This is a genomic window from Microbacterium proteolyticum, from assembly GCF_029639405.1.
Lineage (GTDB): Bacteria > Actinomycetota > Actinomycetes > Actinomycetales > Microbacteriaceae > Microbacterium.
In genome coordinates this window covers 302083-326573 of the sequence record NZ_CP121274.1, presented here as the reverse complement: position 1 = coordinate 326573, position 24491 = coordinate 302083, and the positions used below count along the sequence as shown (strand labels likewise).

At 72.0% G+C, this 24491-nt stretch carries 20 protein-coding genes; 13 read left to right on the top strand and 7 right to left on the bottom strand.

The window, feature by feature from the left end; genetic code table 11:
- The first annotated feature begins 4 nt into the window (after positions 1-4).
- Positions 5-1021: a c-type cytochrome biogenesis protein CcsB gene (gene ccsB / locus P8R59_RS02370; RefSeq protein WP_278102555.1), complete on the top strand. Its 1017-nt coding sequence runs from the start codon at positions 5-7 to the stop codon at positions 1019-1021.
- 302 nt (positions 1022-1323) lie between these two features.
- Here ccsB and P8R59_RS02365 read toward each other — a convergent pair whose 3' ends face one another.
- The 3 genes from P8R59_RS02365 to P8R59_RS02355 all read right to left on the bottom strand — a co-directional run bounded on the left by P8R59_RS02365 (position 1324) and on the right by P8R59_RS02355 (position 7388).
- Positions 1324-2220 carry an endonuclease domain-containing protein gene (locus P8R59_RS02365; RefSeq protein ID WP_278102554.1) on the bottom strand — a complete coding sequence of 299 codons (897 nt, stop codon included), beginning with the start codon at positions 2218-2220 and terminating at the stop codon, positions 1324-1326.
- A 231-nt stretch (positions 2221-2451) separates the two neighbouring features.
- Positions 2452-4494: a YhgE/Pip domain-containing protein gene (locus P8R59_RS02360; protein ID WP_278102553.1), complete on the bottom strand. Its 2043-nt coding sequence runs from the start codon at positions 4492-4494 to the stop codon at positions 2452-2454.
- The gene (locus P8R59_RS02355; protein ID WP_278102552.1) at positions 4491-7388 is read right to left on the bottom strand and encodes an MMPL family transporter; all 2898 of its coding nucleotides are present in this window, start codon (positions 7386-7388) and stop codon (positions 4491-4493) included. The genes P8R59_RS02360 and P8R59_RS02355 overlap by 4 nt, the downstream gene beginning before the upstream one ends.
- Before the next feature lie 122 nt (positions 7389-7510).
- Between P8R59_RS02355 and P8R59_RS02350 the strand changes: the two genes are divergently transcribed.
- On the top strand, positions 7511-8137 hold the full coding sequence (locus P8R59_RS02350; RefSeq protein WP_278102551.1) for a TetR/AcrR family transcriptional regulator: 627 nt from the start codon (positions 7511-7513) through the stop codon (positions 8135-8137).
- On the opposite strand, the gene P8R59_RS02345 is transcribed toward P8R59_RS02350, so the two are convergent.
- Positions 8124-9125 (bottom strand): o-succinylbenzoate synthase, encoded by a 1002-nt coding sequence (locus P8R59_RS02345; protein WP_278102550.1) that lies wholly within the window; start codon positions 9123-9125, stop codon positions 8124-8126. The two genes, P8R59_RS02350 and P8R59_RS02345, sit on opposite strands and share 14 nt — an antisense overlap.
- Before the next feature lie 47 nt (positions 9126-9172).
- On the opposite strand from P8R59_RS02345, the gene P8R59_RS02340 reads away from it, so the two are divergent.
- Genes P8R59_RS02340 through P8R59_RS02325 form a run of 4 tightly spaced genes read left to right on the top strand, consistent with a single transcriptional unit; the run spans position 9173 to position 13032 of the window.
- Positions 9173-9970: an LLM class F420-dependent oxidoreductase gene (locus tag P8R59_RS02340; RefSeq protein ID WP_278102549.1), complete on the top strand. Its 798-nt coding sequence runs from the start codon at positions 9173-9175 to the stop codon at positions 9968-9970.
- A 5-nt stretch (positions 9971-9975) separates the two neighbouring features.
- The gene (locus P8R59_RS02335; protein ID WP_278102548.1) at positions 9976-10878 is read left to right on the top strand and encodes a 1,4-dihydroxy-2-naphthoyl-CoA synthase; all 903 of its coding nucleotides are present in this window, start codon (positions 9976-9978) and stop codon (positions 10876-10878) included.
- 28 nt (positions 10879-10906) lie between these two features.
- A complete protein-coding gene (locus tag P8R59_RS02330; RefSeq protein ID WP_431606885.1) occupies positions 10907-12049 on the top strand; it encodes an AMP-binding protein in 1143 nt (380 codons plus the stop codon).
- 11 nt (positions 12050-12060) lie between these two features.
- The gene (locus tag P8R59_RS02325) at positions 12061-13032 is read left to right on the top strand and encodes a 1,4-dihydroxy-2-naphthoate polyprenyltransferase (RefSeq protein WP_278102546.1); all 972 of its coding nucleotides are present in this window, start codon (positions 12061-12063) and stop codon (positions 13030-13032) included.
- Positions 13033-13035: 3 nt separating this feature from the next.
- Here the strand turns inward: P8R59_RS02325 and P8R59_RS02320 are convergent, their stop codons facing one another.
- Entirely contained in the window at positions 13036-13347 is a 312-nt protein-coding gene (locus P8R59_RS02320) for a DUF4229 domain-containing protein (RefSeq protein ID WP_077052385.1), read from the bottom strand.
- A 74-nt stretch (positions 13348-13421) separates the two neighbouring features.
- Between P8R59_RS02320 and P8R59_RS02315 the strand changes: the two genes are divergently transcribed.
- From P8R59_RS02315 to P8R59_RS02305, 3 genes are read left to right on the top strand one after another with little or no spacing between them, the layout of a single operon-like run.
- Entirely contained in the window at positions 13422-13847 is a 426-nt protein-coding gene (locus tag P8R59_RS02315; RefSeq protein ID WP_278102545.1) for a PLD nuclease N-terminal domain-containing protein, read from the top strand.
- A gap of 2 nt (positions 13848-13849) precedes the next feature.
- Positions 13850-15625 (top strand): 2-succinyl-5-enolpyruvyl-6-hydroxy-3-cyclohexene-1-carboxylic-acid synthase, encoded by a 1776-nt coding sequence (gene menD / locus P8R59_RS02310; protein WP_278102544.1) that lies wholly within the window; start codon positions 13850-13852, stop codon positions 15623-15625.
- A 55-nt stretch (positions 15626-15680) separates the two neighbouring features.
- A complete protein-coding gene (locus P8R59_RS02305; RefSeq protein ID WP_278102543.1) occupies positions 15681-16538 on the top strand; it encodes a polyphosphate kinase 2 family protein in 858 nt (285 codons plus the stop codon).
- Here P8R59_RS02305 and P8R59_RS02300 read toward each other — a convergent pair.
- Positions 16535-17749: an isochorismate synthase gene (locus P8R59_RS02300; protein WP_278103779.1), complete on the bottom strand. Its 1215-nt coding sequence runs from the start codon at positions 17747-17749 to the stop codon at positions 16535-16537. The two genes, P8R59_RS02305 and P8R59_RS02300, sit on opposite strands and share 4 nt — an antisense overlap.
- Positions 17750-17910: 161 nt before the next feature.
- On the opposite strand from P8R59_RS02300, the gene P8R59_RS02295 reads away from it, so the two are divergent.
- The 4 genes from P8R59_RS02295 (at position 17911) to P8R59_RS02280 (ending at position 21755) form a co-directional block, all read left to right on the top strand.
- The gene (locus P8R59_RS02295) at positions 17911-18474 is read left to right on the top strand and encodes a DUF402 domain-containing protein (protein ID WP_278102542.1); all 564 of its coding nucleotides are present in this window, start codon (positions 17911-17913) and stop codon (positions 18472-18474) included.
- Positions 18475-18483: 9 nt separating this feature from the next.
- On the top strand, positions 18484-19203 hold the full coding sequence (locus tag P8R59_RS02290; protein ID WP_278102541.1) for a demethylmenaquinone methyltransferase: 720 nt from the start codon (positions 18484-18486) through the stop codon (positions 19201-19203).
- 75 nt (positions 19204-19278) lie between these two features.
- Positions 19279-20340 carry a polyprenyl synthetase family protein gene (locus tag P8R59_RS02285; RefSeq protein WP_278102540.1) on the top strand — a complete coding sequence of 354 codons (1062 nt, stop codon included), beginning with the start codon at positions 19279-19281 and terminating at the stop codon, positions 20338-20340.
- A gap of 41 nt (positions 20341-20381) precedes the next feature.
- Positions 20382-21755: an FAD-dependent oxidoreductase gene (locus tag P8R59_RS02280; RefSeq protein WP_278102539.1), complete on the top strand. Its 1374-nt coding sequence runs from the start codon at positions 20382-20384 to the stop codon at positions 21753-21755.
- Positions 21756-21770: 15 nt separating this feature from the next.
- On the opposite strand, the gene P8R59_RS02275 is transcribed toward P8R59_RS02280, so the two are convergent.
- Complete coding sequence (locus P8R59_RS02275) at positions 21771-23891, bottom strand: carboxypeptidase regulatory-like domain-containing protein (protein WP_278102538.1); 2121 nt, start codon at positions 23889-23891, stop codon at positions 21771-21773.
- Positions 23892-24491 lie beyond the last annotated feature (600 nt).

Below are 24491 nucleotides of genomic sequence, written 5' to 3'. Positions count from 1 at the left end.
CACCATGCCCGGAACCGACCCGCTGCTCCTCGACGAGATCTCTCTCCTGCTCGTGTGGACGGCCGTTGCGATCTACGTGCTGGCCTTCATCGCGTACGCGATCGACCTGGCCCGCCGCTCCGACCTCGCGATCAAGGCCAAGGACGAGGTCGTCGCGCGCGAACTGGTCACCGCGGGGGGCGGCGGCGTCATCGACGCGTCGCCGCGGTCGGCGGCATCCGGAACCTCCTCCGCGAAACCGCGGTACCTGTGGGCGCGCATGGGCACGGCGCTCGTCGCGCTCGGCTTCCTTTTCCACCTCGCGGGAACCGTGCTGCGCGGTGTCGCCGCGGGACGCGTCCCGTGGTCGAACATGTACGAGTTCGCGCTGACCGGCGTGCTGCTCGTCGTCGCGGTGTACCTCGTTGTGCTGACCCGCTTCGACCTCCGCTTCCTCGGCGCGCTCATCACCGGGCTCGCCATCGTGCTGCTGGGCGGAGCGACGCTGGCGTTCCACGTCGAGGTCGTGCCGCTGGCCGATCCGCTGAAGTCGGTGTGGCTCGTCATCCACGTCTTCGTCGCGTCGTTGGCGACGGCGCTGTTCGCCCTCGCCTTCGGGCTGTCGGTGATGCAGCTGCTGCAGACGCGTCGGGAGCGCAAGCTCGCCCTCGCGGCGTCGTCGGACGCCCCGGCCCCCCGTCGCAGCTTCCTGCAGACCCTGCCGAACGCCGACGCTCTCGAGTCGCTCGCCTACCGTTTCGCGATCGTCGGGTTCATCTTCTGGACCTTCACGCTCATCGCCGGGTCCATCTGGGCCAACGACGCCTGGGGTCGCTTCTGGGGCTTCGACACCAAGGAAGTCTGGACCTTCGTCATCTGGGTGCTCTACGCCGGATACATCCACGCCCGCGCGACCCGCGGCTGGCGCGGCACCCGCTCGGCCTGGCTCTCGATCATCGGCTTCGCCGCCGTGCTGTTCAACTTCACGATCGTCAACGTCTTCTTCAAGGGCCTCCACGCCTACTCCGGCCTGACCAGCTGAGGTCGCGGGGGTCCGCGGTTCGGCGCGAGCCGCGGGCGCGTGGCGGCGGCGGCTCGCGCACCCGGTTCAGTGTCCAAGACACGCGGGTGTGTCATGCCGGTGTCCGCGTGTCTTGGACACTGAACGCCGGGGTACCGGGTCGAGCGCCACAGGATCCTTCGCATGCGCCCGCCCCTGCGCGGCCGCGGCGGCGTCGCAGCCGAAGGCGTTGAGTGTCCAAGACACGCGGATGTGCCGCGCCGGTGTCCGCGTGTCTTGGACACTGAACGGGCCCTCGGACACCGAGGAGTGCGCGCGGGAGCTCACGCGCGGGGGCGCCACCCCCGGGAGAGCAGCGCGTCGCGAACGGGCGCGACGACATCCCGCTCAGGGTTCTGCAGGTGGTGGCCCAGTACGCGGACGAGGATCCAGCCGGCGCTCGCGATGGCCGGCCACCGGTCGGCATCTCGTCGGAACTGCTCCATCGAGGCGTGCTGACGCCCGTCGTACTCGACCGCGACCCGGTACTCGCGGTAGGCGAGGTCGAGGCGTGCGATGAAGCGCCCGCCGGCGACGAGGTCGCCGTTTAGCTCCGGTTCGGGCAATCCCGCCCGCTGCAGGATGAGACGGAGGTCGGTCTCGCGCGGAGACTCCGCTCCGCGACGAGCGAGTTCGAGGGCCGCGTCGAGATCGGCAGCGCCTCTCCGACGCAACCGCTCGGCGGCTGCCCGAAGGTCTCCCGTGTCGACGTTGCCGCGCGTCAGGATCGCGTCGGCTGCGGCCACGAGCGCGTCGAGGGGAACCATCCCGCCGAGCTGCGCCCAGGTCTCGGCCGCGGTGGGCACCGGGAGTCCCGAGCGGAGGGTGAGTTCCGCGGCATCCATCCGGATCCGGTGCCCGATGACGCCGGTCGTGCGCGGTTCTCTCGCGGGCGGGCTGGCCGAGACGTGGAGGTCGCGCATCGCGTACAGGGGTAACGGGAGATCCCACACGGCGGCGGCGGTGGTGTGGCTGAAGAACTGTGGCCCACGCAGCCGAGGAGCATACGCGCGGCATCTCTGGAGAAGGGTGCCGAACTCCTGATCGGAGCGCATCCGGATGCCGTGAAACGGCGCCGCGAGGTCACTCGCGAACAGGCGTCCCGAGGTCAGCCCCATTCCTCCAGCGCTCGCGACGTCGAAGGCGACACCGAGGGCGGAGGGAAGCGGTGAGCGGCGCACCGCCCCAAGAAACCGTGGGCGCGCGTCCTTCCGCGCGCCTTGCTCGCCGTTCTGCGGACAACGGCGCCGATATCGCCCGTGGGGAGGACGGGTGCTCGGTGCCGCCATGTCTCCGCATCCCCGCGTTCAATGTCCAAGACACGCGGATGGGGTCACCGCTCGTCCGCGTGTCTTGGACACCGAACCGGGTACGCACGCACGCACACGCGCGCGCGCCCCCGCGCCCCCCGCCTACGCGGGCTGGGTGGCGGTGCGGACGGACGCCGTACGGCGGCGGACGACGACGAGCGTCGTCACGATCAGAGCCAGCACGGCCCAGACGGCCAGCGCCACGATCCCGGTGCCGACGCCCCCCGACGACGCCAGTGCGCCCAGCATCGCGGAGTAGGCCGGCGAGGTCGGCAGCAACGCGGCGAAGCCGGCGAGCACCGGCGGCACCGTCGAGACGATGTTGGCCGCGATGGCCAGCGCTCCGACGATCGCGGCGATCCATCGGCCGGCGCCGCCGAACACCGCGACGAGTGCCTGGTTCACGGCAGCGAAGGCCACTCCGGCGGCGATGCAGACGAGTGCGAACAGCGCCCAGTCGCCCCAGTCGTAGTTGGATGCCACCTGCACCACGGCGGCGACGAGGAGCCCCTGCACGGCGCCGACGATCGCCGCGGGGGCGAAGCCGCGGAGGGCGACGAGTCCGGACGCGCGCCGGCTCGTGAGCGCCCGCGCCGACACGGCCTGGAACGCGACGAACGACGCGACCCCGCCGAACCACAGCACGGCCATGGCCAGCAGCGGGACCGCCGAGATGCCGAAGAGCGACGTGCTCACGCCCGTGGCCGACACCGGGTCGGCGACGACCTTCGCGAGGTTCGTGGCCTGCGCGTCGGTGTAGGTGGGCAGCTGGGCGACGGCGGTGTCGAGTCCGTCGGCGAGCGAGGAGGTTCCGGATGCCACCTTCTGGACGCCGTCCGCGAGTTGCGCGGAGCCGTCGCGGGATGCGGAGACACCGGATGCCACCTGCGCCGCGCCGGAGCTGAGCGTGGCGGCGCCGGCTCCCAGCTGACGCGTGCCGTCGGCCACCTGGCTCGCGCCGGTGCTCAGGCCGTCGATGCCGCCGGCGATCGTGTCGATGCCGTTCGCGGCCTTGAACCCGCCGTCGGCGAGCTTCTGGTTCGCGTCGGCGATCGCGCGGACTCCGGCGGGGAGCTTCGCCGCCTGACCGGCGAGCGTGCCGATCTGGGTCACGGTCTCGGTGGCCTGCGGGAGCGCCGCGTTCGCGTCGGCGGCGGCCTTCTCCAGCGCGTCGCACTGCTCGGGCGTGCCGGTGCACTCGTCCGCGGCCTTTTGCAGCGCCGCGGCCGCCTCCACGAGCGCGTCGTTCACCTTCGGAGCGGCGTCTGAGAGGTCGGTCGCTGCCTGCGCGAAGCCCGGCGGAATCTGGTCGGCCAGGTCGTTGATCTCGGCCGCCAGCGCCTTGTTGCCGTCCGCGAGGTCGCGGACGCCGGACGCGGCCTCGCGCGTCCCCCCGGCCAGCGCGGTCGCGCCGCCGGCGATCTGCGAGGCGCCGTCGGCGAGCGGCGTCGTGCCCGCGGCCAGCTGCTGCGCCCCGGACGCGACCTGGCCGGCGCCGTCCGAGAGCTGCCCCAGGCCGTCGGTCAGCGTGGTCGCGCCGGTCGCGGCCTGCCCGGCGCCGTCGGCGAGCTGGTGCGCGCCGCTGGCCGCTTCCCCCAGCTTCTCGCCGAGGGTGGTGAAGCCGAGGAACACGTTCGTGAGGTACTGCGACGACAGCTCGGTGCCGAACACGGAGGAGGCGGTGGATGCCAGCTGCGCGGTGATCGCGCCGTCGACCACGCGCGCGTCGGGGGCCGTTTCGAGCCCGATCGTCGCGCGTTCGGGCGTCTCGCCGGGCCGGGTGGACAGCGCCGCCGAGGTGAAGTTCTCGGGGATGGTGACGACCGCGGTGTAGGTGCCGTCCTTGAGGCCTGCCGCGGCATCCTCGTCGTTGGAGATGACCCAGTCGATGTTGCTCGGCTGGTCGTCCGCGCCCTGGACGAGCCCGCCGGTGAGCTGCCGACCCAACGGCACCGTCTGGCCGTTGAGCTGTACGGGCTTGTCGTCGTTGACGATCGCGGCGGTGATGTTGTCGAGGCGATCGGTCGGGTTGTAAAGCGCGCCGACGAGGATGCCGCCGATCACGGCCGGCAGCAGGAGGACGCCGATGAGGGTCAGCCAGGTCACGGGGCGACGCGAGCGGGAGCGCTCGACGGGGACGGTCATGCGAACACCTCGGAGAGATCGGTGGAGGACTCGGGGGCCGGGCGGTGCCTCTGCGGCGCGGGGAGCGCGAGCGAGGTCACGTCCGGGCGGTGGGCGTCGGCGAGGAGGGCGAGCGCGCGACGCTCGTCGCGGGCCGACACGACCAGCGTGAACGCCGACCCGGCATCGTCGGCGCGCTCGCGCGCGGCGACGGCGGCGCGTCGGAGTTCTTCGGCGACGTCGGAACGGGTGTCGGCGTCGAGCCGGTCGACGTCGCACAGCACCGCGAGGCGTGTGCGGCCGGCCAGCGCCCGGGTGACCTCGTCGACGGCGGATCCGGGATCGTCGAGGAGCGCCAGCCCGACGCGGGAGCGGACGGCGCCGGCTCGCTCGGGGAGCAGGAGGCCGTCGACGCGCAGGCGACCCTCGACCGCGGAGAGTCGGCCGGCGAGTGCGAGCAGGAGGGGGCGCGTGACGCGCGTCTCGCCGGTCACCAGCAGCGTGCCGCCGTATCCGACGCGCAGGTGGACGTCGGCGAACGCCGGCTCTTCGTCGTCGGAGGAAGTGGCGGCGCGCAGGTCGTCGGCGGCGAGGGCGATGGCGGGCTCCGTCGGCCAATCCCGCAGGCCGATCTCGCGTTCGACGGCCTCGCCCTCGACGTCGAGCTTGGGAAGCAGTCGGTCGAGCCAGCGCGGCATCCACCACGCCTTCGCCCCCAGGAGCGCGAGCACCGCGGGGACCAGGGTCATGCGCACGAGGAACGCATCGACGGCGACGCCGACGGCGAGGCCCAGCGCGATCGGCTTGAGGCTCGAATCGCCTTCCGGCACGAACGCGACGAACACCGAGAACATGATGACCGCGGCGGCCACGACGACGCGGGCCGAGCCCATGAAGCCGCTGCGCACCGCCCCCAGCGCGACCTCGCGGGGCGTGCGGCCCTCGCGGTCGGCGTGCACGTAGTCCTCGCGCATGCGCGAGACCAGGAACACCTGGTAATCCATCGCGAGGCCGAACAGCACGCCCATGAGCACGATCGGCATGAAGCTGATGATCGGTCCGACCTTCGCCACGTGGAGCGCGTCGGCGAACCAGCCCCACTCGAACACGGCCGCGACGACACCGAACGAGGCGGCCACCGACAGCAGGTACCCGCCCGCGGCGGTCAGCGGCACCCAGATCGAGCGGAACACGATCATGAGCAGGATCAGCGACAGGCCGACGACGAACAGGCCGAACGGCAGCAGCGCGGCGCCGAGCTGGTCGGAGATGTCGATGGTGACGGCGGTGTACCCGGTGACGAGGAGCCGGACGCCGAACTGGTCGTAGAGGCGGTCTTCGGCGGCGCGGAGCTCCCGCACGAGGTCGGCCGTGCGGGGATCCTCGGGGCCCGTCTCCGGCACGATCTGCACGATGCCGGTGTCGGCCGTCTGGTTCGGGGTCGCCAGGGCGACCTGAGCGACGCCGGGGATCTTCGCGACCTCGTCGCCGATGTCGGTCATGAGGGTGAGCGGGTCGTTCGAGGTGACGATCGTGCCGGTCATGATGAGCGGACCGTTGGCACCGGGCCCGAAGTACTCGTCGGTCAGTTCGTAGGCTGTGCGCGCCTCGTTGCCCGGGGGCAGCTGTCCCGCGGTGGGGAGCGTGAGGGCGAGGCTCCCGGCGGGGATCGCGGTGACGCCGAGCAGACCGATGACGGCGACGGAAGTGACGACGGGATGCCGCGTCACCAGGCCGACCCACCGCTTGGCGGGGCCGGTGCGCTCGGTGCGGGCCTTGCGGGCGGCCGCCTTCCCGGCGCGGGCGGCCTCGGCCACGGCGTCGGCCTCGGCGCCCTGCTCCGCCGTCATCGTGCGGCGACGGCGTGCGGACGTCCGCTTCCTGGCGAAGCCCCAGCCGACCACGCGGCCCTTCGCGAATCCGAGGAAGGCGGGCGTCAGCGTCAGCCCGATGCACACCGCGATGGCGACGGCGACGGATGCGGCGACGCCCATCGTGGTCAGGAACGGGATGCCGGCGAAGCCGAGGCCGATCAGGGCGATGAGCACCGTGATGCCGGCGAACACGACCGCCGAGCCCGCCGTGCCCGTGGCTCGGGCGGCGGATTCCTCGGGGTCCATGCCGCCGCGTACTTGATCCTGATGTCGCGACACGATGAAGAGGGCGTAGTCGATGCCGACGGCGAGTCCGAGCATGACCGCCAGCAGCGGGGTCGTGGAGGACACCGTGGCGAAGCCGGTCGCGATGAAGATGAGGGCGACCGAGAGCGCGACGCCGAGGATGGCGGTGGCCAGCGGCATCCCGGCCACGAGGAACGATCGGAACGTCAGCATGAGGACGATCGCGGCGATCACCACGCCGAGGGCTTCGGTGATGCTCGCCCCGGGGATCTCGGTGGCGAAGAGCTGACCGCCCAGCACCGCCTGCGACCCCGCGGGGAGGGCGGTGCCGAGCGCCGTGGTGGCCTCGCGCAGGCCGTCCTCGGTGGCGGTGGGCACCTCGGTGGCCTCACCCGAGAACTGGATGCGGATGATGGCGGCACGGTCGTCGTCGGACACCCCGCCGGAGATGCGCTCGTCGAACGGGTCGGTGACGGCCTCGACGAAGTCGAGCTTCTCGATGTCGGAGATCGTCGTGCCGATGGCATCCTGATATCCCTGGTCGCGGACGCCGGCTCCGTCGGCGGAGACGACCACGATGTCGGCACTGGCGCCGCTCACCTGCGGGAAGGTGCGCGAGAGCATCTCGAGACCGGCCTGCGACTCGGTTCCGGGGATCGCGAACGTGTTGTCGGTGCCCTTGGCGAAGAGCGCGACTCCGCCGCCCGCGAGCACGAGGATGAGGAGCCAGGCCGACAGGACCCGCCACGGGTGACGGAACGACCAACGGCCCAGGGTGTACAGGAATGTGGACACGGTGGCTGCTCCCGAGGTCGGCGGTGGGTCGATACAGCACCGTATCGGATACAACAATGTATCGTAGTCTCCAGGGCGTGGGGCCAACCTGAGTCTCGCCCGTGAAGCCAGAGGAGCGCCGCATGACCGACACGGCACCGGCGCCGTCGCGACGACGCGAGAACACCCGCACCAGACTCATGGATGCCGCGGCTCAGCTGTTCGCCGAAGAGGGCATCGACGCGACGTCGGTGGAGGCCGTCTGCGAGCGCGCGGGATTCACCCGGGGGGCCTTCTACTCGAACTTCGCCTCGAAGGAGGAGCTGTTCCTCGCGCTGTGCGAGAGGTCGGCGGAGGCGACGCTCGCGACGCTGCGCGAACGCATCGCCTCGCTCGAGGCGGACGATCTCGATGCCCACACCGAGCTGCACAACCTCGTCCAGCAGGTGCTCGAGATCGCCGCCCAGGATCGACTCGACGTGCTCCTGAACGCCGAGATCCGCACGCAGGCGCTGCGCAATCCGGACTTCGCGGTGGCCTACCTCGCGCTCGATCGGGGGCTGTCCGAGAACGTCTCGCACCTCGTCCGCGATATCGCCGAGGCGAGGGGCCTCCGGCTGCGGGTCCCCCCGGAGGCGGCGACCGAGTTGCTGCTGTCGATGTGGGTGTCGGCGACCGAGCACGCGCTCATCGCCGGTCGCGACCCGCGCGCGGCGCAGCCCGAGCTGGCGGCGCGGCTCTCGCACATCCTGACGCTCATCCTCGAGTGAGGTCGGCCTCCCGGAGGCGGTAGCAACGCGTCAGGCGCTGCAGCCACCAGTCGCGCCGGTCGGCGGAGGCTTCGACGCGGTCGAGCGAGGCCGTGGTCGGGCTCGCGCGGGTCATCGAGAGCGCCCCGCCCTGCGGACGCAGGGGTGAGGCGACGACGTCCTCGGTGAACAGCGCCGCGGTGCCCAGGCCGCAGTCGAACTCCAGGTCGGGCAGGGCGGAGGCGAGGGCCAGTCCCATCGACAGCCCCACTGACGTGTCGAGGGCGCTCGACACCACCGCGGGAAGACCCGCCTCCGCGACGATCGCGAGAGCGGCGCGCACCCCGCCGAGCGGCTGCGCCTTGATCACCAACAGGTCGGCCGCTCCCGCGCGGGCGACCCGGAGCGGGTCGCTTGCCTTCCGGACGCTCTCGTCCGCGGCGATGGGGATGTCGAGGTAGCCGATGCGCTCCCGGAGCTCGGCGAGTTCCTCGACCTCGGCGCACGGCTGCTCGATGTACTCGAGATCGAACTCGGCGAGGGCGTGGACGGCGCGCTCGGCCTCGTCGACGTTCCATCCGCCGTTGGCGTCGATGCGGACGCGTCCCTCGGGCCCCATCGCCGCGCGCACCGCGCGGACTCGCGCCACGTCGTCGGCGAGCACCTGCCCCGCTTCGGCGACCTTCACCTTGGCCGTCCGGCATCCGTCGAAGCGGGCGAGCACGCCCTCGACCTCGGACGCGGTCACCGCGGGGACGGTCGCGTTGACGAGGACGCTGGTGCGCACCGGGGGAGGGGCGGGATGCCAGCCGAATTCGAGCGCGGCGGCGAGCCACGTCGCGGCCTCGGCGTCGTCGTACTCGACGAACGGCGAGAACTCCGTCCATCCCTCCGGTCCCTCGAACACGACGGCCTCGCGCGTCCGGATGCCGCGGAACCGGGTGGCGAGGGGGAGGGCCACGACGCGGGCCGTGGCGAGGACGTCGGTGAGCGGCGGGAGGGGACTCATCCCCCCATCCTGGCCTCGGTGTCGGACGCCGGGAATAGGCTGGCGGCATGCTCTTCGACACCCCGGTCCGGCTCGGCGTCCAGATCCAGCCGCAGCACGTGCAGTACTCCGACATCCGCGACGCCGTCTTCCGTCTGGAGGAGATGGGGGTCGACATCCTGTTCAACTGGGACCACTTCTTCCCCCTCTACGGCGACCCCGACGGCGAGCACTTCGAGTCGTGGACGATGCTCGCCGCCTGGGCCGAGCAGACCGAGCGCGTGGAGTTCGGCGCGCTCGTCAACTGCAACAGCTACCGCGGGGCCGACCTGCAGGCCGACATGGCCCGCACGGTCGACCACATCAGCAAGAAGGGCGGCGACACCGGTCGCTTCATCTTCGGCACCGGATCGGGCTGGTTCCAGCGCGACTACGACGAGTACGGCTACGAGTTCGGGACGGCAGGGTCCCGCCTGAACGCCCTCGCGAGCGATCTCGACCGGATCGTCGACCGCTGGGGCAAGCTCAACCCCGCCCCCACCCGCAAGATCCCCGTCATGATCGGCGGCAAGGGCGAGCAGAAGACGCTGCGCATCGTCGCCCGCCACGCCGACATCTGGCACAGCTTCGTCACGCCCGACGAGCTGCCCCACAAGTTCGAGGTCATCGAGCGCTGGGCCGAGACCGAGGGGCGCGACCTGTCCGGCCTCATCGTGTCGAACGAACTCAAAGACCGCGACGAGAGCGTCGCCGACGCGCTGTACGACGCCGGGACGCGCCTGTTCACGCTCGGATTTTCCGGTCCCGACTGGGACTACTCGATCATCGAGCGGTGGCTCGCCTGGCGGGACAGCAAGAACGCCTGAGTGACGTGAACGTCTCCGACATCTTCGACCCGGCCGAGTGGACGCTCGCACCCGGCGCCGAGGACTACACCGACATCACCGCCCACGTCACGCACGACGGCCGGGTGGCCCGCATCGCGTTCGACCGACCGGAGGTGCGCAACGCCTTCCGCCCGCACACCGTCGACGAGCTCTACTGGGCCCTCGACATCGCCCGGCAGGACCACCGCATCGGCGTCGTGCTGCTCACCGGCAACGGTCCCAGCCCGAAGGACGGGGGGTGGGCGTTCTGCTCGGGCGGCGACCAGCGGATCCGCGGGCGCGACGGGTACAAGTACTCCGACGACGAGACGTCCGTCGCCGACCACGGCCGGGCGGGGCGCCTGCACATCCTCGAGGTGCAGCGCCTCATCCGGTTCATGCCGAAGGTCGTCATCGCGGTGGTCCCGGGATGGGCGGCGGGCGGCGGTCACTCGCTCAACGTCGTGTGCGACCTGTCGATCGCGAGTGCGGAGCACGGTCGCTTCAAGCAGACGGATGCCGATGTCGGGTCCTTCGACGCCGGTTACGGCTCGGCCTACTTCGCTCGTCAGATCGGGCAGAAGTTCGCGCGCGAGGTCTTCTTCCTCGCCGAGGAGTACTCGGCCCAGCGCGCGTATGAGATGGGCGCGGTCAACCGCGTCGTCCCGCACGCCGACCTCGAACGTGAGGCGCTGGCGATGGCCCGGACCATCCTCACGAAGTCGCCGACGGCGATCCGCATGCTGAAGTTCGCGTTCAACGCGGTCGACGACGGGCTCGTCGGGCAGCAGCTGTTCGCGGGCGAGGCGACGCGGCTCGCGTACGGCACCGACGAGGCGGCCGAGGGGCGCGATTCGTTCCTCGAGAAGCGCGACCCCGACTGGTCGGGCGTCCCGTGGCACTACTGAACCCGGGATGCCGCGCCCCGGTGCGGTCGTGAAGCTGGAGGCGGCGGCATCCGACGATCCCCGCGACGTGCTGCGCGCGCTGCGCCACGCCGTCCTGGGGGCGGGGCCCGCGGTCGCCCTGGGTGGCGGCGGGCTGCCGGACGAGGTGCCGGCCGGGACGGCGGCGGTCATCACGACGTCGGGGTCGACGGGCGTGCCGAAGTCGGTCGCGATCGGCCGCAACGCGTTGATCGCGAGCGCTTTCGCGACGGCGGCGCGCATCGGCGAGGGCGCGTGGCTGCTGGCGGTGCCGGCGACCTACGTCGCGGGCGTGCAGGTCCTCGTGCGCGCGCTCGTGAGCGGGCGGGAGCCGGCGGTCCTGGCCGGGCCCTTCCGTCCCGAGCCCTTCGCCGCGGCTGCTCTCGGCATGGCGTCGCACGAGAACGGCGAGCGCGTCCCCACCTACACCTCTCTCGTCCCGGCGCAACTGCAGCGGCTGCTGGACGCCTCCGAGGGCGACCCCGAGGTTCTGCGGGCGCTCCGCTCGTTCGAGCGCATCCTCATCGGCGGACAGGCGCTGCCCGTCGCCCTGCGCGAGCGGGCGGCCGCGGCCGGCGTACGGATCGTGCGGACGTACGGGTCGACCGAAACCAGCGGCGGGTGCGTGTACGACGGGGTCCCGCTGGACGGGGTGGAGCTCGCGATCGTCGACGGCGAGGTGCGCATCTCGGGCCCGACCCTCGCCGACGGCTACCTCGGCGATCCCGACCGCACGGCCGAGGTCTTCCCCGCGGATGCCGCCGGTACCCGGTGGTACCGCACCGGTGACGGCGGCGAGTTCGCCGACGGAGTGCTGCGGGTCATCGGGCGCCTCGACAACGTCATCGTGTCGGGCGGCGTGAACGTCTCGCTCGACCGGGTCGAGGCGGCGGTTCGTGGCATCCCGGGTCTGGAGTCCGCCGTCGTGATCCCGGTCGAGGACGCGCAGTGGGGGCAGGGGTCCGCCGTCGTGGTGGCGGCGTCCGGAGACGAACGGGAGACGCTCGAGCGTGTGCGCACCGCCGTTGCCGCAGCGGTCGGACCCGTCGCCCGGCCCGCGAGGGTGGTCCTGGTCGACGCCCTGCCGGTCCTGGCATCCGGGAAGCCCGACCGCGCCGCCCTGCGGCAACGGTTCGGCTCCGCGAAGAATTAGGCTTTCCCTCCGTGGCAGCACAGTCTCGCAAGCGCTCGCGTCCGGCCCCGAAGCGGCGTCCCGGCGGCAACCCCCAGAAGGCCCACCGTCCCGCGCCGCGCGCGGCGACACGCGCGACCGCGCGCGATTGGATCGGGGCCGCGCGCCTGCGGACGCTGCCGCTCGCGATCACCCCGGTGCTCATCGGCACCGGCGCCGCGACGCTCGTCGACGACCAGTTGCATTGGGTGATCGCCCTCGCGTGCCTCGCGGTCGCGTTCGCGCTGCAGATCGGCGTGAACTACGCCAACGACTACAGCGACGGCATCCGGGGGACCGATGACGTCCGCGTCGGCCCCGGCCGACTGACGGGCGGCCGGAAGGCGAAGCCGCGCACGGTGCTCATCGTGGCGCTGGCGTTCTTCGCGCTCGCCGCGGTCGTGGGGCTCGCCCTCGTGATCCGCACCGAACAGTGGTGGCTCCTCGCCGTGGGTGCGGCCTCCATCGTCGCCGCCTGGTTCTACACCGGCGGGAAGCGGCCCTACGGCTACAACGCCCTCGGCGAGGTGTTCGTCTTCGTCTTCTTCGGCCTCGTCGCCACGCTCGGGACGACGTGGCTGCAGGTGCAGGCCCTCCCGCAGGAGGCGTGGTTCGGAGCCGTGGCCGCGGGTCTCCTCGCGTGCGCGGTGCTGCTGGCGAACAACCTGCGCGACATCGATCAGGACCGTCTCGCGGGCAAGCGCACGCTCTCGGTGCTCATCGGCCGTCGGGCCACGCAGGTGCTGTTCACGCTGTTCGTCCTGGTGCCGTTCGGGATCGCGGTGTTCCTCGCCCTGGTCTACCCCATCGCGTGGTTGACGCTCATCGCGCTGCTGGGAGCCCTGTCGGCGATCCTCATCGTGTGGACCTACCGGTCACCGCGCGAACTCATCGTGGCGCTGCAGGTGACGAGCTTCACGTCCGTCGCGTACGGAGCCGTGCTGTTCTGGGCCTTCGTGGCCTGAGGCTCAGCGCGTCGCGTCGGGCCGGTCATCGCCGGCCGCGTCGACCACCGCGTCCTCGACGTCGGCGTCGCGCTCCGCGGCGGTGCGGCGGTCGTTCGCCTGGCGCGCGGCACGGCGCTCGGCGAGGTCGCCGGTGACCTGGTCGAGCGGGCGTCGCAGGAACAGCAGCGACAGGCTCAGACCGATGAGGGCGGCGAACACCGCGGCCAGCCACGGCAGTTCCTGGAAGACGGGGAACAGCAGCAGGATGCCGAGCGGCACCACGAAAGCGAGGAGACGCAGCACCGTGTAGACCAGGGCGGAACGGGCACGCATACGACCACTCTACGACCGCTCCGCCCTCACCCGGCGCCCGGCCGCCGCCCAGGCAGCGCCGGTAGAATCACTGCATGGCACGCCTGCTGCTGATCCTGGCGCTCGTGGCGACCGCGTTCTGGGTCTACACGATCGTCGATTGCGCCGTTCAACCGGCGACCCGCCACCGCGGCGTCAGCAAGCCCGCGTGGATGGTGATCGTGATCCTGCTGCCGGTGCTCGGTGGCATCCTGTGGTTCGTGATCGGCCGCGGTCGCGCCGGTGGCCCGGTGCTCCGACGTGCTCCGGACGACGACCCCGAGTTCCTCGGCGGACTCTCGGCCCGTGCGCGCGCCGACCAGGACGAGCGCATCCGCCGCCTCGAGGAGGAGCTCGCTCAGCTCGACTCCGAGGGCGAGGATCCGCGCGACAGCCGACCCGCGCCGAAGCCGGACGGCGACGACCCCGGCGGGAAGCCGGGCGACGACGACACCCGCGGTCAGCGCGGCGCCGTCAGCTGACCGTGGCACAGGGGGAAACGGGCGCCGCGGCGCCCTCGACGGACGCGGCTGCGGCGCTGCTGGCCGGGCTCGTCGCCCGCGGCGTGCGGCACCTGGTCGTGAGCCCCGGGTCGAGGTCGCAGGCCCTGGCCCTCGTGGCGGCCGACCTGGAGCGCGCGGGACTCGTGCGCCTGCACGTGCGCATCGACGAACGCGTCGCGGGGTTCACGGCCCTGGGTATCGGGCGCGAGACCGGGATGCCGGCCGCCGTGATCTGCACGTCCGGCACGGCGGTCGCGAACCTGCTGCCCGCCGCCCTGGAGGCCCACCACTCCGGCGTTCCGCTGCTGCTCCTCACCGCAGACCGCCCCCCGGAGCTGCGCGGCGTCGGTGCGAACCAGACCACCCGGCAGCCCGGGCTCTTCCACTCGACGACCCGGTTCGAGGCCGATCTCTCCGTCCCCGACACCGTGGATCCGGATGCCACCGCCCCCCAGACCGCCGCGTTCGACGCGGTCGCCGCGACGGCGCTCGCCGCGGCGCTGGGCGAAGGCACGCGCCCGGCCGGTCCCGTTCATCTGAACGTCCCCCTGCGCGAACCGCTCGCGGGTGCCGCCCCGGCGTGGCTCGTGGACCGTGCGACGCGACCGGCTGCGCCCGGTGATCCGGCCGCCGACGAGGCATCCGGAGCTCTGTACCAGGGTGGGGGCGGGATCGGGATCGCCGACGTGGCACCCGAGCCCGAGGCGCCGGTGATCCTCGAACCAGGGCGGCGGACGATCGTGGTCGCCGGCGCGGATGCGGGCCCCGCGGCCGAGGAGCTCGCCCACCGCGGCGGCTTCCCGCTCGTCGCCGAGATCGTCAGCGGCGCGCGCTACGGCCGACACGTCGTGCACGCCTACCGCACGCTCCTGCGCGACCCGGCGCTCGGGGGCCGCATCGAGCGGGTCGTGGTGTTCGGGCACCCCACCCTCAGCCGCGAGATCGCGCGCCTACTCGGACGCGAGGACGTCGAGGTGATCGCGGTGCGCGGTCCGGGCGAGCCCATCAACCTCAACGGGGCGACCCGGGCGGCGGACGCCGTGGATGCCGACGGCGCCGGGGACCGCGCGTGGCTGGGGGAGTGGATGCGCGCGTCGCGCGCGGCGGCCGTCGATCTCAGCCCTCCCGCTCCCGACGCGGACGGTCTGTCGTCCGCTGTTCCGCACGAGCGACTCGGCGCGATCAACGCTGAGGTCGCGGTGATCCGCGCTCCCGTCGACCGTGCCGCCCTGGTCGACGCCGTGTGGCGCGCGACCTGGCCCCACGACCGGCTCGTGTTCGGGTCGTCGCGTCTCGTCCGGGTCGCCGACGAACTGCTCGGGGGCAAGAAGGTGGCCGTGCACGCCAACCGCGGGCTCGCCGGCATCGACGGGACGATCGCGACCGCGACCGGTGTCGCCCTGGCCAGCCAGGACGACGAACGCCCGGGCGTCACGCGCGTCCTGCTCGGCGACCTCGCGTTCCTGCACGACGTGGGGGCACTCCTCCTTCCCCCCGGGGAGCACGAGCCGCGGCTTCAGGTGATCGTCGGCAACGACGGTGGCGGCACGATCTTCGACGGCCTCGAGGTCGCCGGCGTCGCGGGGGCGGACGCGATGGAGCGCGTGCAGTACACGCCGCAGAACGTCCGGCTCGAGCAGCTCGCGCTCGCGTACGGCTGGGAGTACCGCCGGGTGACGACGCGCGTCGCCCTCGACCAGGCGCTCACGTCCCCTGCGGGCGGTCGCCAGCTGATCGAGGTTCCGCTCGAGCGCTGACCCGCGCGGCGTCAACCTCTTGGCGAGAGTTCGTCTGGCACGGCACGATGTGTCGATGAGTTCGCACAGCCGTTGGACCACGCCCGCCGCCGTCGCCCTGAACGTCGCACCGGGGTTCCGTCTCGCCGATGTCGACCCCCGGTCCACGCCGGGCTACGACGGCGACAAGGACCAGGGCAAGGCCGACCTGGACGCGGGCGTCGCACCGCTGGCCGACCTGCAGGAGCGTCTTTTCGCACAGAGCGTCGCCGGCACGGCGACCGGTTCGGTGCTGCTGGTGCTGCAGGCGATGGACACCGCCGGGAAGGGCGGCATCGTCAAGCACGTCGTCGGCGCCGTCGACCCGCAGGGCGTCGAGCTGGCCTCGTTCAAGAAGCCGACCGCCGAGGAGCTGGCGCACGACTTCCTGTGGCGCATCCGCAAACGTCTGCCGGACGCGGGTCGCCTCGGCGTCTTCGATCGCTCGCACTACGAGGACGTGCTCATCGGACGCGTCCGCTCCCTCGCCCCGGCCGACGAGATCGAGCGGCGCTACGGAGCGATCGTCGCGTTCGAGGCCGAGGCGGCGGAGCTCGGCATCCGGGTCGTCAAGGTCATGCTGCACATCTCGAAGGACGAGCAGCGCGAGCGCCTGGCATCCCGTCTCGACCGGCCCGACAAGCACTGGAAGTACAACCCGTCCGACGTCGACGAGCGTGCCCTGTGGGACGACTACATGGATGCCTACCAGGTGGCGCTCGAACGCACCTCCACGCCGCTCGCCCCGTGGCACGTCGTGCCCGCCGACCGCAAGTGGTACGCGCGGCTCGCGGTGCAGCGGCTGCTCATCGACGCCCTCACGGACATCGACCCGCAGTGGCCCACGGCCGACTACGACGTCGCGATCGAGAAGCAGCGGCTCGCGGAGTCCTAGGCCAGGGCCTCGACGATCGGCCGGAACTTCACGCGGGTCTCCAGCAGCTCCGACTCCGGCACGCTCTCGGCGACGATCCCGGCGCCCGCGTACGCGGTGATCGTCGCGGTGGGGGATGCGGGGGCGGCGGGGTCGATCTGCGCGCAGCGCAGGGCGATGGCCCACTCGCCGTCGCCCGACGCGCCGATCCACCCGACGGCGCCGGCGTAGCGCCCGCGGTCGAAGGGCTCGAGGCGGCGGATGACGTCCATGGCCACCGCGGTGGGGGTTCCGGCGACCGCGGCGGTGGGGTGGAGCACGGCGACGAGGTCGAGGGAGGATGCCGCTTCCGACAGCTCGCCCTCGACGTCGGTCGCCAGGTGCCAGACGTTCGGGAGCTTCAGCGTGAAGGGCTGCTCGGCGGCCGCGAGGGCCGAGGTGTGCGGGCGGAGGGCGGCGAGGACGCTCTGCACGGCGAACCGGTGCTCCTCCTGGTCCTTCGCGCTCTCGGTGAGGGCGAGGGCCGCGGCGACATCGCTGTCGGCGTCGCCTCCGCGCGCCGTGGTCCCGGCCAGCACCCGGGCGGTGACGGTGCCGCGCGACACGGTGACGAGCGTCTCGGGGCTCGCGCCGATCAGACCGTCGACGGCGAACACCCAGCAGTCGGGGTAGCCCTCCAGCAGCGACCGCACGAGGCGGCGACGGTCGGAGCCGGCGGGGATCGTGCCGACGATGTCGCGCGCGAGCACGACCTTCCGGACCTCACCCACTCCGATCGCCTCGACGGCGTGGTGCACGGCCTCCTGGTATCCCTCGGCGGTCTGCCTCCCGGGACCGAGCGTGGCCGACCAGTGCGGACCGAACGGGGAGCGGGGCGGCAGCTCGGGTTCGGGCTCGTCGGGGGTGTCGGCGAAGGCTAGCCGCGTGACCCACGCGCGACCGCCATGGCGTCCCACGATCGTGCCGGGAACCCGCAGGATGCTCTCGCGCTCCGACCGGGGGTCGAACACGAACGAGCCGAAGGCCACGAGCCCCGTACCGGGCAGGCCCAGGGGGTCGTCGATGTCGGCGGCGGCGGCGATCCGGCGCCAGCGATCCGCGATCGTCGCGTCGCCCGGCTGCGCGCCGGTGTACCGCAGCGTCAGCAGGTCGCCGAAGCCCGCGAGCGACTCTCCTCGGCGGCTCCAGAACAGCGGGTCGTAGCCCGTCGTGTAGTCGAGGACGTCGTCCATGGGGGAGAGTTCGCGCGTGACGACGCGCAGACGCGGGACGAGGTCATCCGCCGGCTGCTGCACCTTTCCACAGTAGACCGCGACTGAGACTCGGGGCATGGAAGCGCCAGGACGCCAGCACCGTCACCTGTCGTGCATGCGCCGCGACTTAGACTCGCGGCATGACGTCCCGACCCGCACCCGGCACCCGGCTCGTGTTCCGCTGGCGCAAGTGGGACGGGTCCCCGCACTGGGAGCAGGACTGCGTCTACCTCGGCAGCGACGACTGGGGCGACTGGTTCGGGCAGCAGATCGGGTGGCGCAGCGTCCGCCCCGGCCGCGAGTTCGTCTGCCGCGAGCCCAACGTCACCCTCGTCCCGGCCAGCGGCGACTGGGCCTTCACGCACAACGCCGCCCCGCACCCGGTCGCCGTCTACATCGATCTCGCGTGGGATGCCGGATGGGACGATGACGGCGCCCCCGTGGGGATCGACATGGACCTCGACGTCGTGCGGCGCACCGACGAGCGCGGCACGTGGATCGACGACCGCGACGAGTGGGACGAGCACCGGGTGAAGTACGGCTACCCGGCCGACGTCGTGACGCACCTCGAGTCCGTGGCCGTCGACCTGGAGCGCCGTGTGCGCGACCGTGAGGCGCCCTTCTCGGACGACGTCACGGGGCCGTGGCTGAAGCGTCTGGCCGACCTCGCGCAAGCCGGGGACGGCGAGTCCGGCCGCGCCTAGACTCGACGGGTGAGCAGCGACCCGAACCGCGCCGATCTCGGCAAGGACCCCCAGCGCGTCAGCGGAATGTTCGACCAGGTGGCCGCGGCCTACGACCGCACCAACTCGGTGCTGAGTCTCGGCAACGACAGGTTCTGGCGCGTCGCGACCCTGAAGGCCGTCGCGCCGCAGCGCGGCGAGCGGATCCTCGACCTCGCCGCCGGCACCGGCACGTCGTCGATGGCGTTCGTCCCCAGCGGCGCCCACGTCGTCGCGGCCGACTTCTCCCGCGGGATGATCGCCGAGGGGCGACGTCGCCACGGGAACGTCCCGAACCTCGAGTTCGTGCAGGCGGATGCCACCGACCTGCCGTTCCAGGACGGGGAGTTCGACGCGGTGACGATGTCGTTCGGACTCCGCAACGTCAACGACCCGCGTCGCGCGCTGCGGGAACTGCGCCGGGTCACGAAGCCCGGGGGGCGCATCGTCGTGTGCGAGTTCTCCCACCCGCCGTCCCGGGCGTTCAACGGCCTCTACCGCTTCTACAACGACCGGGTGCTCCCGACCGTGGCGAAGGCGGTGAGCTCCAACGCCGAGGCGTACGACTACCTCAACGAATCCATCCGCGACTGGCCGGACCAGCCGACGCTGGCAGCGTGGATGCGGGATGCCGGGTGGGTCGACGTCGCCTACCGCAACCTCACCTTCGGCATCGTGGCTCTCCACCGCGGTAGCAACCCGGGGGCGTGACGCCGCGGGGGCGCGCGCTGTCAACCGTCGAGATACCGGCGGCTGGCCCGGACCGCGCCAGGATAGGCTGAAACCGTGACCCCGAGACCGCCCGCGGCCGGCACCCGCCTGTCGGGCAAGCTGGGCCTGAGTGACCGCATCTTCGGCGGGCTGCGCGCGCGCACCCTGCTGTCCACCGTCGAGGCCGGCCTCGACCTCGTCGAGAGCACCCTCGAGCGTGAGGTGCGCAGCGCCGACAAGCTCGCCGACGTCACCGCCCGATACCTGTACGAAGCGGGCGGGAAGCGCGTGCGCCCGATGCTCGCGATCCTCACCGCGCAGCTCGGTCGGGGCACGACGCCCGAGGTCGTCGAGGTGGCCACGGCCCTCGAGCTGACGCACCTCGGGTCGCTCTACCACGACGACGTCATGGACGGCGCCGACAAGCGCCGCGGCGTGCCCAGCGCCCAGACGGTGTGGGGCAACAACATCGCCATCCTCACCGGCGACCTCCTCTTCTCCCGCGCCAGTCAGCTGATGGCCCGGCGCGGCGAGCGCGCGATCCAGCTGCAGGCCGACACGTTCGAGCGGCTCGTCCTCGGTCAGATGCACGAGACCGTCGGCCCGCAGGAGGGCGACGAGCCCGTCGAGTTCTACCTGCGCGTCCTCGCCGACAAGACCGGGTCGCTCATCGCCGCCGCCGCTCAGTCGGGCGTGATCTACTCGGGCGCGCCGGAGGAGTTCGAGGCCCCGATGGTCGTCTTCGGAGAGAAGGCCGGTGTCGCCTTCCAGCTGCTCGACGACGTGATCGATCTGTCGCCCGACCCGTCCGAGACGGGCAAGGTGCCCGGCACCGACCTGCGCGCGGGTGTGCCGACCATGCCGTACCTGCTGCTCGGCCACCGGTCGGACCAGGCCTCGGCCGATCTGCGCGCGCGCATCGACGAGGGGCAGGACCGGATCGCCGCCGGCGCGGATCCCGCGATCCTCGACGATCCGCTCACGGAGCTGCGCGAGCACGAGACCACGCGCGAGACGCTGGACCTCGCCCACCGGTGGTCGCAAGAGGCGATCGACGCCCTCGCGCCCCTTCCGGACGGCGCCGTCCGCGAGGCCCTGACGCGGTTCGCCCGCGCGGTGGCCGACCGCTCCGCCTGACTTTTTCCCACCCCCCCCCGATCGCGATCGAGAGGATCTCCATGACGAAGCTGCGCCTTGCCATCGTCGGCGCCGGACCCGCGGGCATCTACGCCGCCGACATCCTGCTGAAGGCCGAGCGCGAGTTCGACGTGTCGATCGACCTGTTCGAGCAACTCCCCGCCCCGTACGGCCTGGTGCGCTACGGCGTGGCCCCCGACCACCCGCGCATCAAGGGCGTCATCACCGCTCTCCGTGAGGTGCTCGACCGGGGCGATATCCGGATCTTCGGCAACGTCGACTTCGGTACCGACATCACGCTCGACGACCTCAAGCAGCACTACAACGCCGTGATCTTCGCCACCGGCGCGATCCGGGACGCCGACCTCGACATCCCCGGCATCGACGCGAAGGGGTCCTACGGCGCCGCCGACTTCGTCAGCTGGTTCGACGGCCACCCCGACGTCCCTCGCGAGTGGCCGCTGGAGGCCGAGTCTGTCGCGGTGATCGGCAACGGCAACGTCGCCCTCGACGTCACGCGCATGCTCGCCAAGCACGCCGACGACCTTCTCCCCACCGAGGTGCCCGACAACGTGTACCAGGGGCTCAAGGCCTCGCCCGTCACCGACGTGCACGTGTTCGGTCGTCGTGGCCCCGCGCAGGTGAAGTTCACCCCCCTCGAGCTGCGTGAACTGGGCGAGCTCCGCGATGTCGACATGGTCGTGTACGACGAGGACTTCGACTACGACGAGGCCTCGCTCACGGCGATCCAGACCAACAAGCAGGTCAAGGTCATCGACCGCGTGCTGCAGCAGTGGCGCACCCGCCCGGGCGTGAATAACGCCGGCGGAGAGGCCTCCCGCCGCCTGCACCTGCACTTCTGGGCGAAGCCCGTGGAAGTCGTGACGGATGCCGACGGCCGCGTGGCGGCGTTCCGGTACGAGCGCACGAAGCCCGACGCCGAGGGCGGCGTCATCGGCACCGGAGAGATCCGCGAGGTCGCGATCCAGGCGATCTACCGCGCCGTCGGCTACTTCGGCTCGCCGCTGGCCGACGTGCCGTTCGACGAGCGTCACGGCGTGATCCCGAACCACGAGGGCCAGGTGCTGGCATCCGACTCGAACGAGCGGATCCCGGGCCTCTACGCCACCGGGTGGATCAAGCGCGGACCCGTCGGCCTCATCGGCCACACCAAGTCGGATGCCATGGAGACGGTGCGCCACGTCATCAACGACCAGGCCGAGTGGTGGCGCCCCGCGCACCCCGAGGAGGAGGCGATCCCCGCGCTCCTGGCCGAGCGCGGAGTGCGCTGGACCGACCTCGCCGGCTGGCACCGGCTCGACGAGCACGAGATCGCCCTCGGCGCGCCGCACGAGCGCGCGCGCATCAAGGTCGTTCCGCGCGACGAGATGATCCGGGTCTCGCGCGGCGAGTGACCGCTCGGCCGGTCCTCAGCAGGGCTGGCCGGCGCTCGCTGCAGCGAGGACGACGTTCACGTTCTTCTTCTCGGAGCCGTTCACCGTCGTCTGCCTCAGGGCGGTGGCGAAGTCGTTCTTGTTGTTCCACCACTCGTCGGCTGCAGCGATGCCGCAGGCCGTGAACCGGACCTTGACGCTCGCGCTGCGGAGGCCCTGGACGAGATAGGTCCCGTCCGGGCGAACGACCGCCGTACCCACCGGCGAGGTGCCGTCCTCGGCCGCGAAGACGGCCGCCTCCACGCGCCCTTGATCGAAGCTCGTCCCCGGCGGAAGGGACACGGTGCCCGAGAGGGATGCCGCCCGTTCGAGGGAGGCATCCACGCCCTCACGTGCCTCCCGGACGCCGAGGACGACGTCCGACGCGCTCACGAAGCTCGGTTGGTCCTGCCACCACTCGTAGGCCACGGGGAGGTCGTCGGCGCGGAAGAGAAGGCGGTAGGTCGCCGGCGTCAGTCCGCGGATGGTGTAAGTCCCGTCGGCCCGGACGTCGGCGGTCCCCACACGCTCCCGGGCGGCGCTGTAGGCGTCGACATGCACCTGCCCCGCGGTGGCGACGACGCCCGCAGGCAGCGTGACCCGCCCCGATATCGACGAGGGACGATCGAGGTAGGCGTTGAACCCGCTGCGGACCTGCGACACGCGAACCGCGATCGGTGACGCCGAGGCGTAGTCAGCCGCGTTGTTCCACCACTCCGCCGCGACGGGCAGCATGTCGGACGAGAAGCGGAGCCGGTACGAGCCAGCGGGGAGCCCGGAGAGGGTGTAGCTCCCGTCCGCGGCCGTGGTGGTCGTGCGGGCCGCCGCGTCCGGTCCCGCGTACGCGGTGACGGTCACCCCGGCGGCGGTGGATCCGAGCCCGGTCGGGACCCATACGCGCCCCGAGATGATGGCGGCGGGCGCGAGAGCGGCATCCAGGGCCCGGTCTTCCCCGACCGCGAGCGTGACCGGTGTCGACGAGGCCTCGTCGGCGGCGTCCTCCCACCATTCGTCGAGGACCGGGAGTCGCTGCGCGACGAAGGCGACGCGGTAGGCGGTGGGGCGCAGCGAGCCGAAGGAGTAGGTGCCGTCGGGCCGGACTGTCGTGGCAGCGACGCCGCCGCCGTCGCTGGCGCGGGTCAGTCGCACTTGCACGATCCCGTCGGAGAAGCTGACCCCCGGTGGCAGGGTGACCTTGCCATGAATGGTGGGGGCCTTGGCGAACGTGACGTTCACACCGGTCCGATTTTCTCCGGCGACGACCGTGATCGGGTCTGCGGACGCGAAGTCGGGCTTGTCGTTCCACCACTCCGGGAGGATGGGCAGCGATCCGCTCCCGAAGGAGACCCGGTACGTTCCGGGAGCGACGTTCGGGATGCGATAACGACCGTCACCGTCGACCAACGCGCTGATCGGGTACCAGCTGCCGTCCTCGCGGTAGAGCTGCACACTGGGGTTGCTCTCGCCGGGGCGGACTCCCGCCGGGAACGTCATCCGTCCGGAGATCGTGGCGGCGGCGACCATGGTGACGTCGTAACCGGTGGCCACTTCGCCCGCGCCGAGGGCGATCCTGTCCGCGCTGGCGTAGTCCGCTTTCCCGGTCCACCACTGTTCGACGACCGGCAGCTGGTTGCTGAAGAACTGGAGCGAGTACGACCCTTCCGCCAGCCCCGTGATGATGAAGCCGCCGTTTCCGAGCGAGCGCGCGTTTCCGCGCGGTTGACCGGAGCCGAGGAAGGCGCGGACCGTCACCTCGCCCCGGATGCCGGCGGGGAGGGTGATCCGGCCGGAGATCGAGCCGCTGCGCCGCAGGGTCGCGTCGATGCCCGTCACCGAACCGCCGTCGGCGATGACGATGGGTGTCGCCTCGGTGTCGTATTCCTTGCCCTCCCACCACTCGCCCAGGACGGGGGCGTCGGACGGGACGGCGAACTTCACCTGGAAGGACCCGCCCCTCGCCGCAGTGATCAGGTAGGAGCCGTCTGCGGCGACGGGCGAGGATCCGGCGAGCGTTCCCTGCGCGTACGCCTGCACGGCGAACCGGCTCAGGTCCACCGTCACGCCGTCGGGGATGATGACGCGCCCCGAGATCGTCGCCTCGGTCGACTGGCGTTGCACGGACGGCGGATCGGCCGAGGCGGAGGGCGTCGGGGTGACGGTCGGCGTTGGACTTTCCGTCGGCGTGGGACTCGCCGTCGGCGTGGGACTTGCCGTCGGCGTGGGACTCGCCGTCGGCGTGGGACTTGCCGTCGGCGTGGGACCCGCTGTCGGCGTGGGACCCGCTGTCGGCGTAGGACTTGCTGTCGGCGTGGCGGTGGGCGGCGTCGACGGATCGGCACTTGCGGTCGGCGCGGGACCCGACTGCGCCGACGCGGGAGCGACACCACTGAGCATCAGCGCGACGCTCAGTGCGACGGCGCCCCACGCGACGAACCGTCTCTTCGGCGACGAAAGAGAACGTAGTGACATGACCGACCCCCCAAGGCCTCGTGTCCCGATACACAGCGACCCGTCCCCCGGGTTCGCCCGGTGGATCCTCCGGCTGTGTTCACAGGAATAGCACAGAGAAGGTGCGGGCGTAAGGCTCGTGCGCGAATCGTCACTCGCCGTCCGCGCGCGAGTAACACCCACCCCGCCGCCGGGGCAACCCTCGCGACCGCATCCGAGCCCCCTCGGCAGGATGGAACGCACGACGCCGGGCAGCATCGCCCGCGCACC

Bases quoted from the DNA above. Each gene is read 5' to 3' on its own strand.
- P8R59_RS02350 (WP_278102551.1), top strand. From the start codon at position 7,511: ATGACCGACACGGCACCGGCGCCGTCGCGACGACGCGAGAACACCCGC.
- P8R59_RS02295 (WP_278102542.1), top strand. From the start codon at position 17,911: ATGACGTCCCGACCCGCACCCGGCACCCGGCTCGTGTTCCGCTGGCGC.
- P8R59_RS02345 (WP_278102550.1), bottom strand. From the start codon at position 9,125: ATGAGTCCCCTCCCGCCGCTCACCGACGTCCTCGCCACGGCCCGCGTC.
- ccsB (WP_278102555.1), top strand. From the start codon at position 5: ATGCCCGGAACCGACCCGCTGCTCCTCGACGAGATCTCTCTCCTGCTC.
- P8R59_RS02360 (WP_278102553.1), bottom strand. From the start codon at position 4,494: ATGACCGTCCCCGTCGAGCGCTCCCGCTCGCGTCGCCCCGTGACCTGG.
- P8R59_RS02305 (WP_278102543.1), top strand. From the start codon at position 15,681: ATGAGTTCGCACAGCCGTTGGACCACGCCCGCCGCCGTCGCCCTGAAC.
- P8R59_RS02300 (WP_278103779.1), bottom strand. From the start codon at position 17,749: ATGGACGACGTCCTCGACTACACGACGGGCTACGACCCGCTGTTCTGG.
- P8R59_RS02340 (WP_278102549.1), top strand. From the start codon at position 9,173: ATGCTCTTCGACACCCCGGTCCGGCTCGGCGTCCAGATCCAGCCGCAG.
- P8R59_RS02315 (WP_278102545.1), top strand. From the start codon at position 13,422: ATGGCACGCCTGCTGCTGATCCTGGCGCTCGTGGCGACCGCGTTCTGG.
- P8R59_RS02280 (WP_278102539.1), top strand. From the start codon at position 20,382: ATGACGAAGCTGCGCCTTGCCATCGTCGGCGCCGGACCCGCGGGCATC.
- P8R59_RS02320 (WP_077052385.1), bottom strand. From the start codon at position 13,347: ATGCGTGCCCGTTCCGCCCTGGTCTACACGGTGCTGCGTCTCCTCGCT.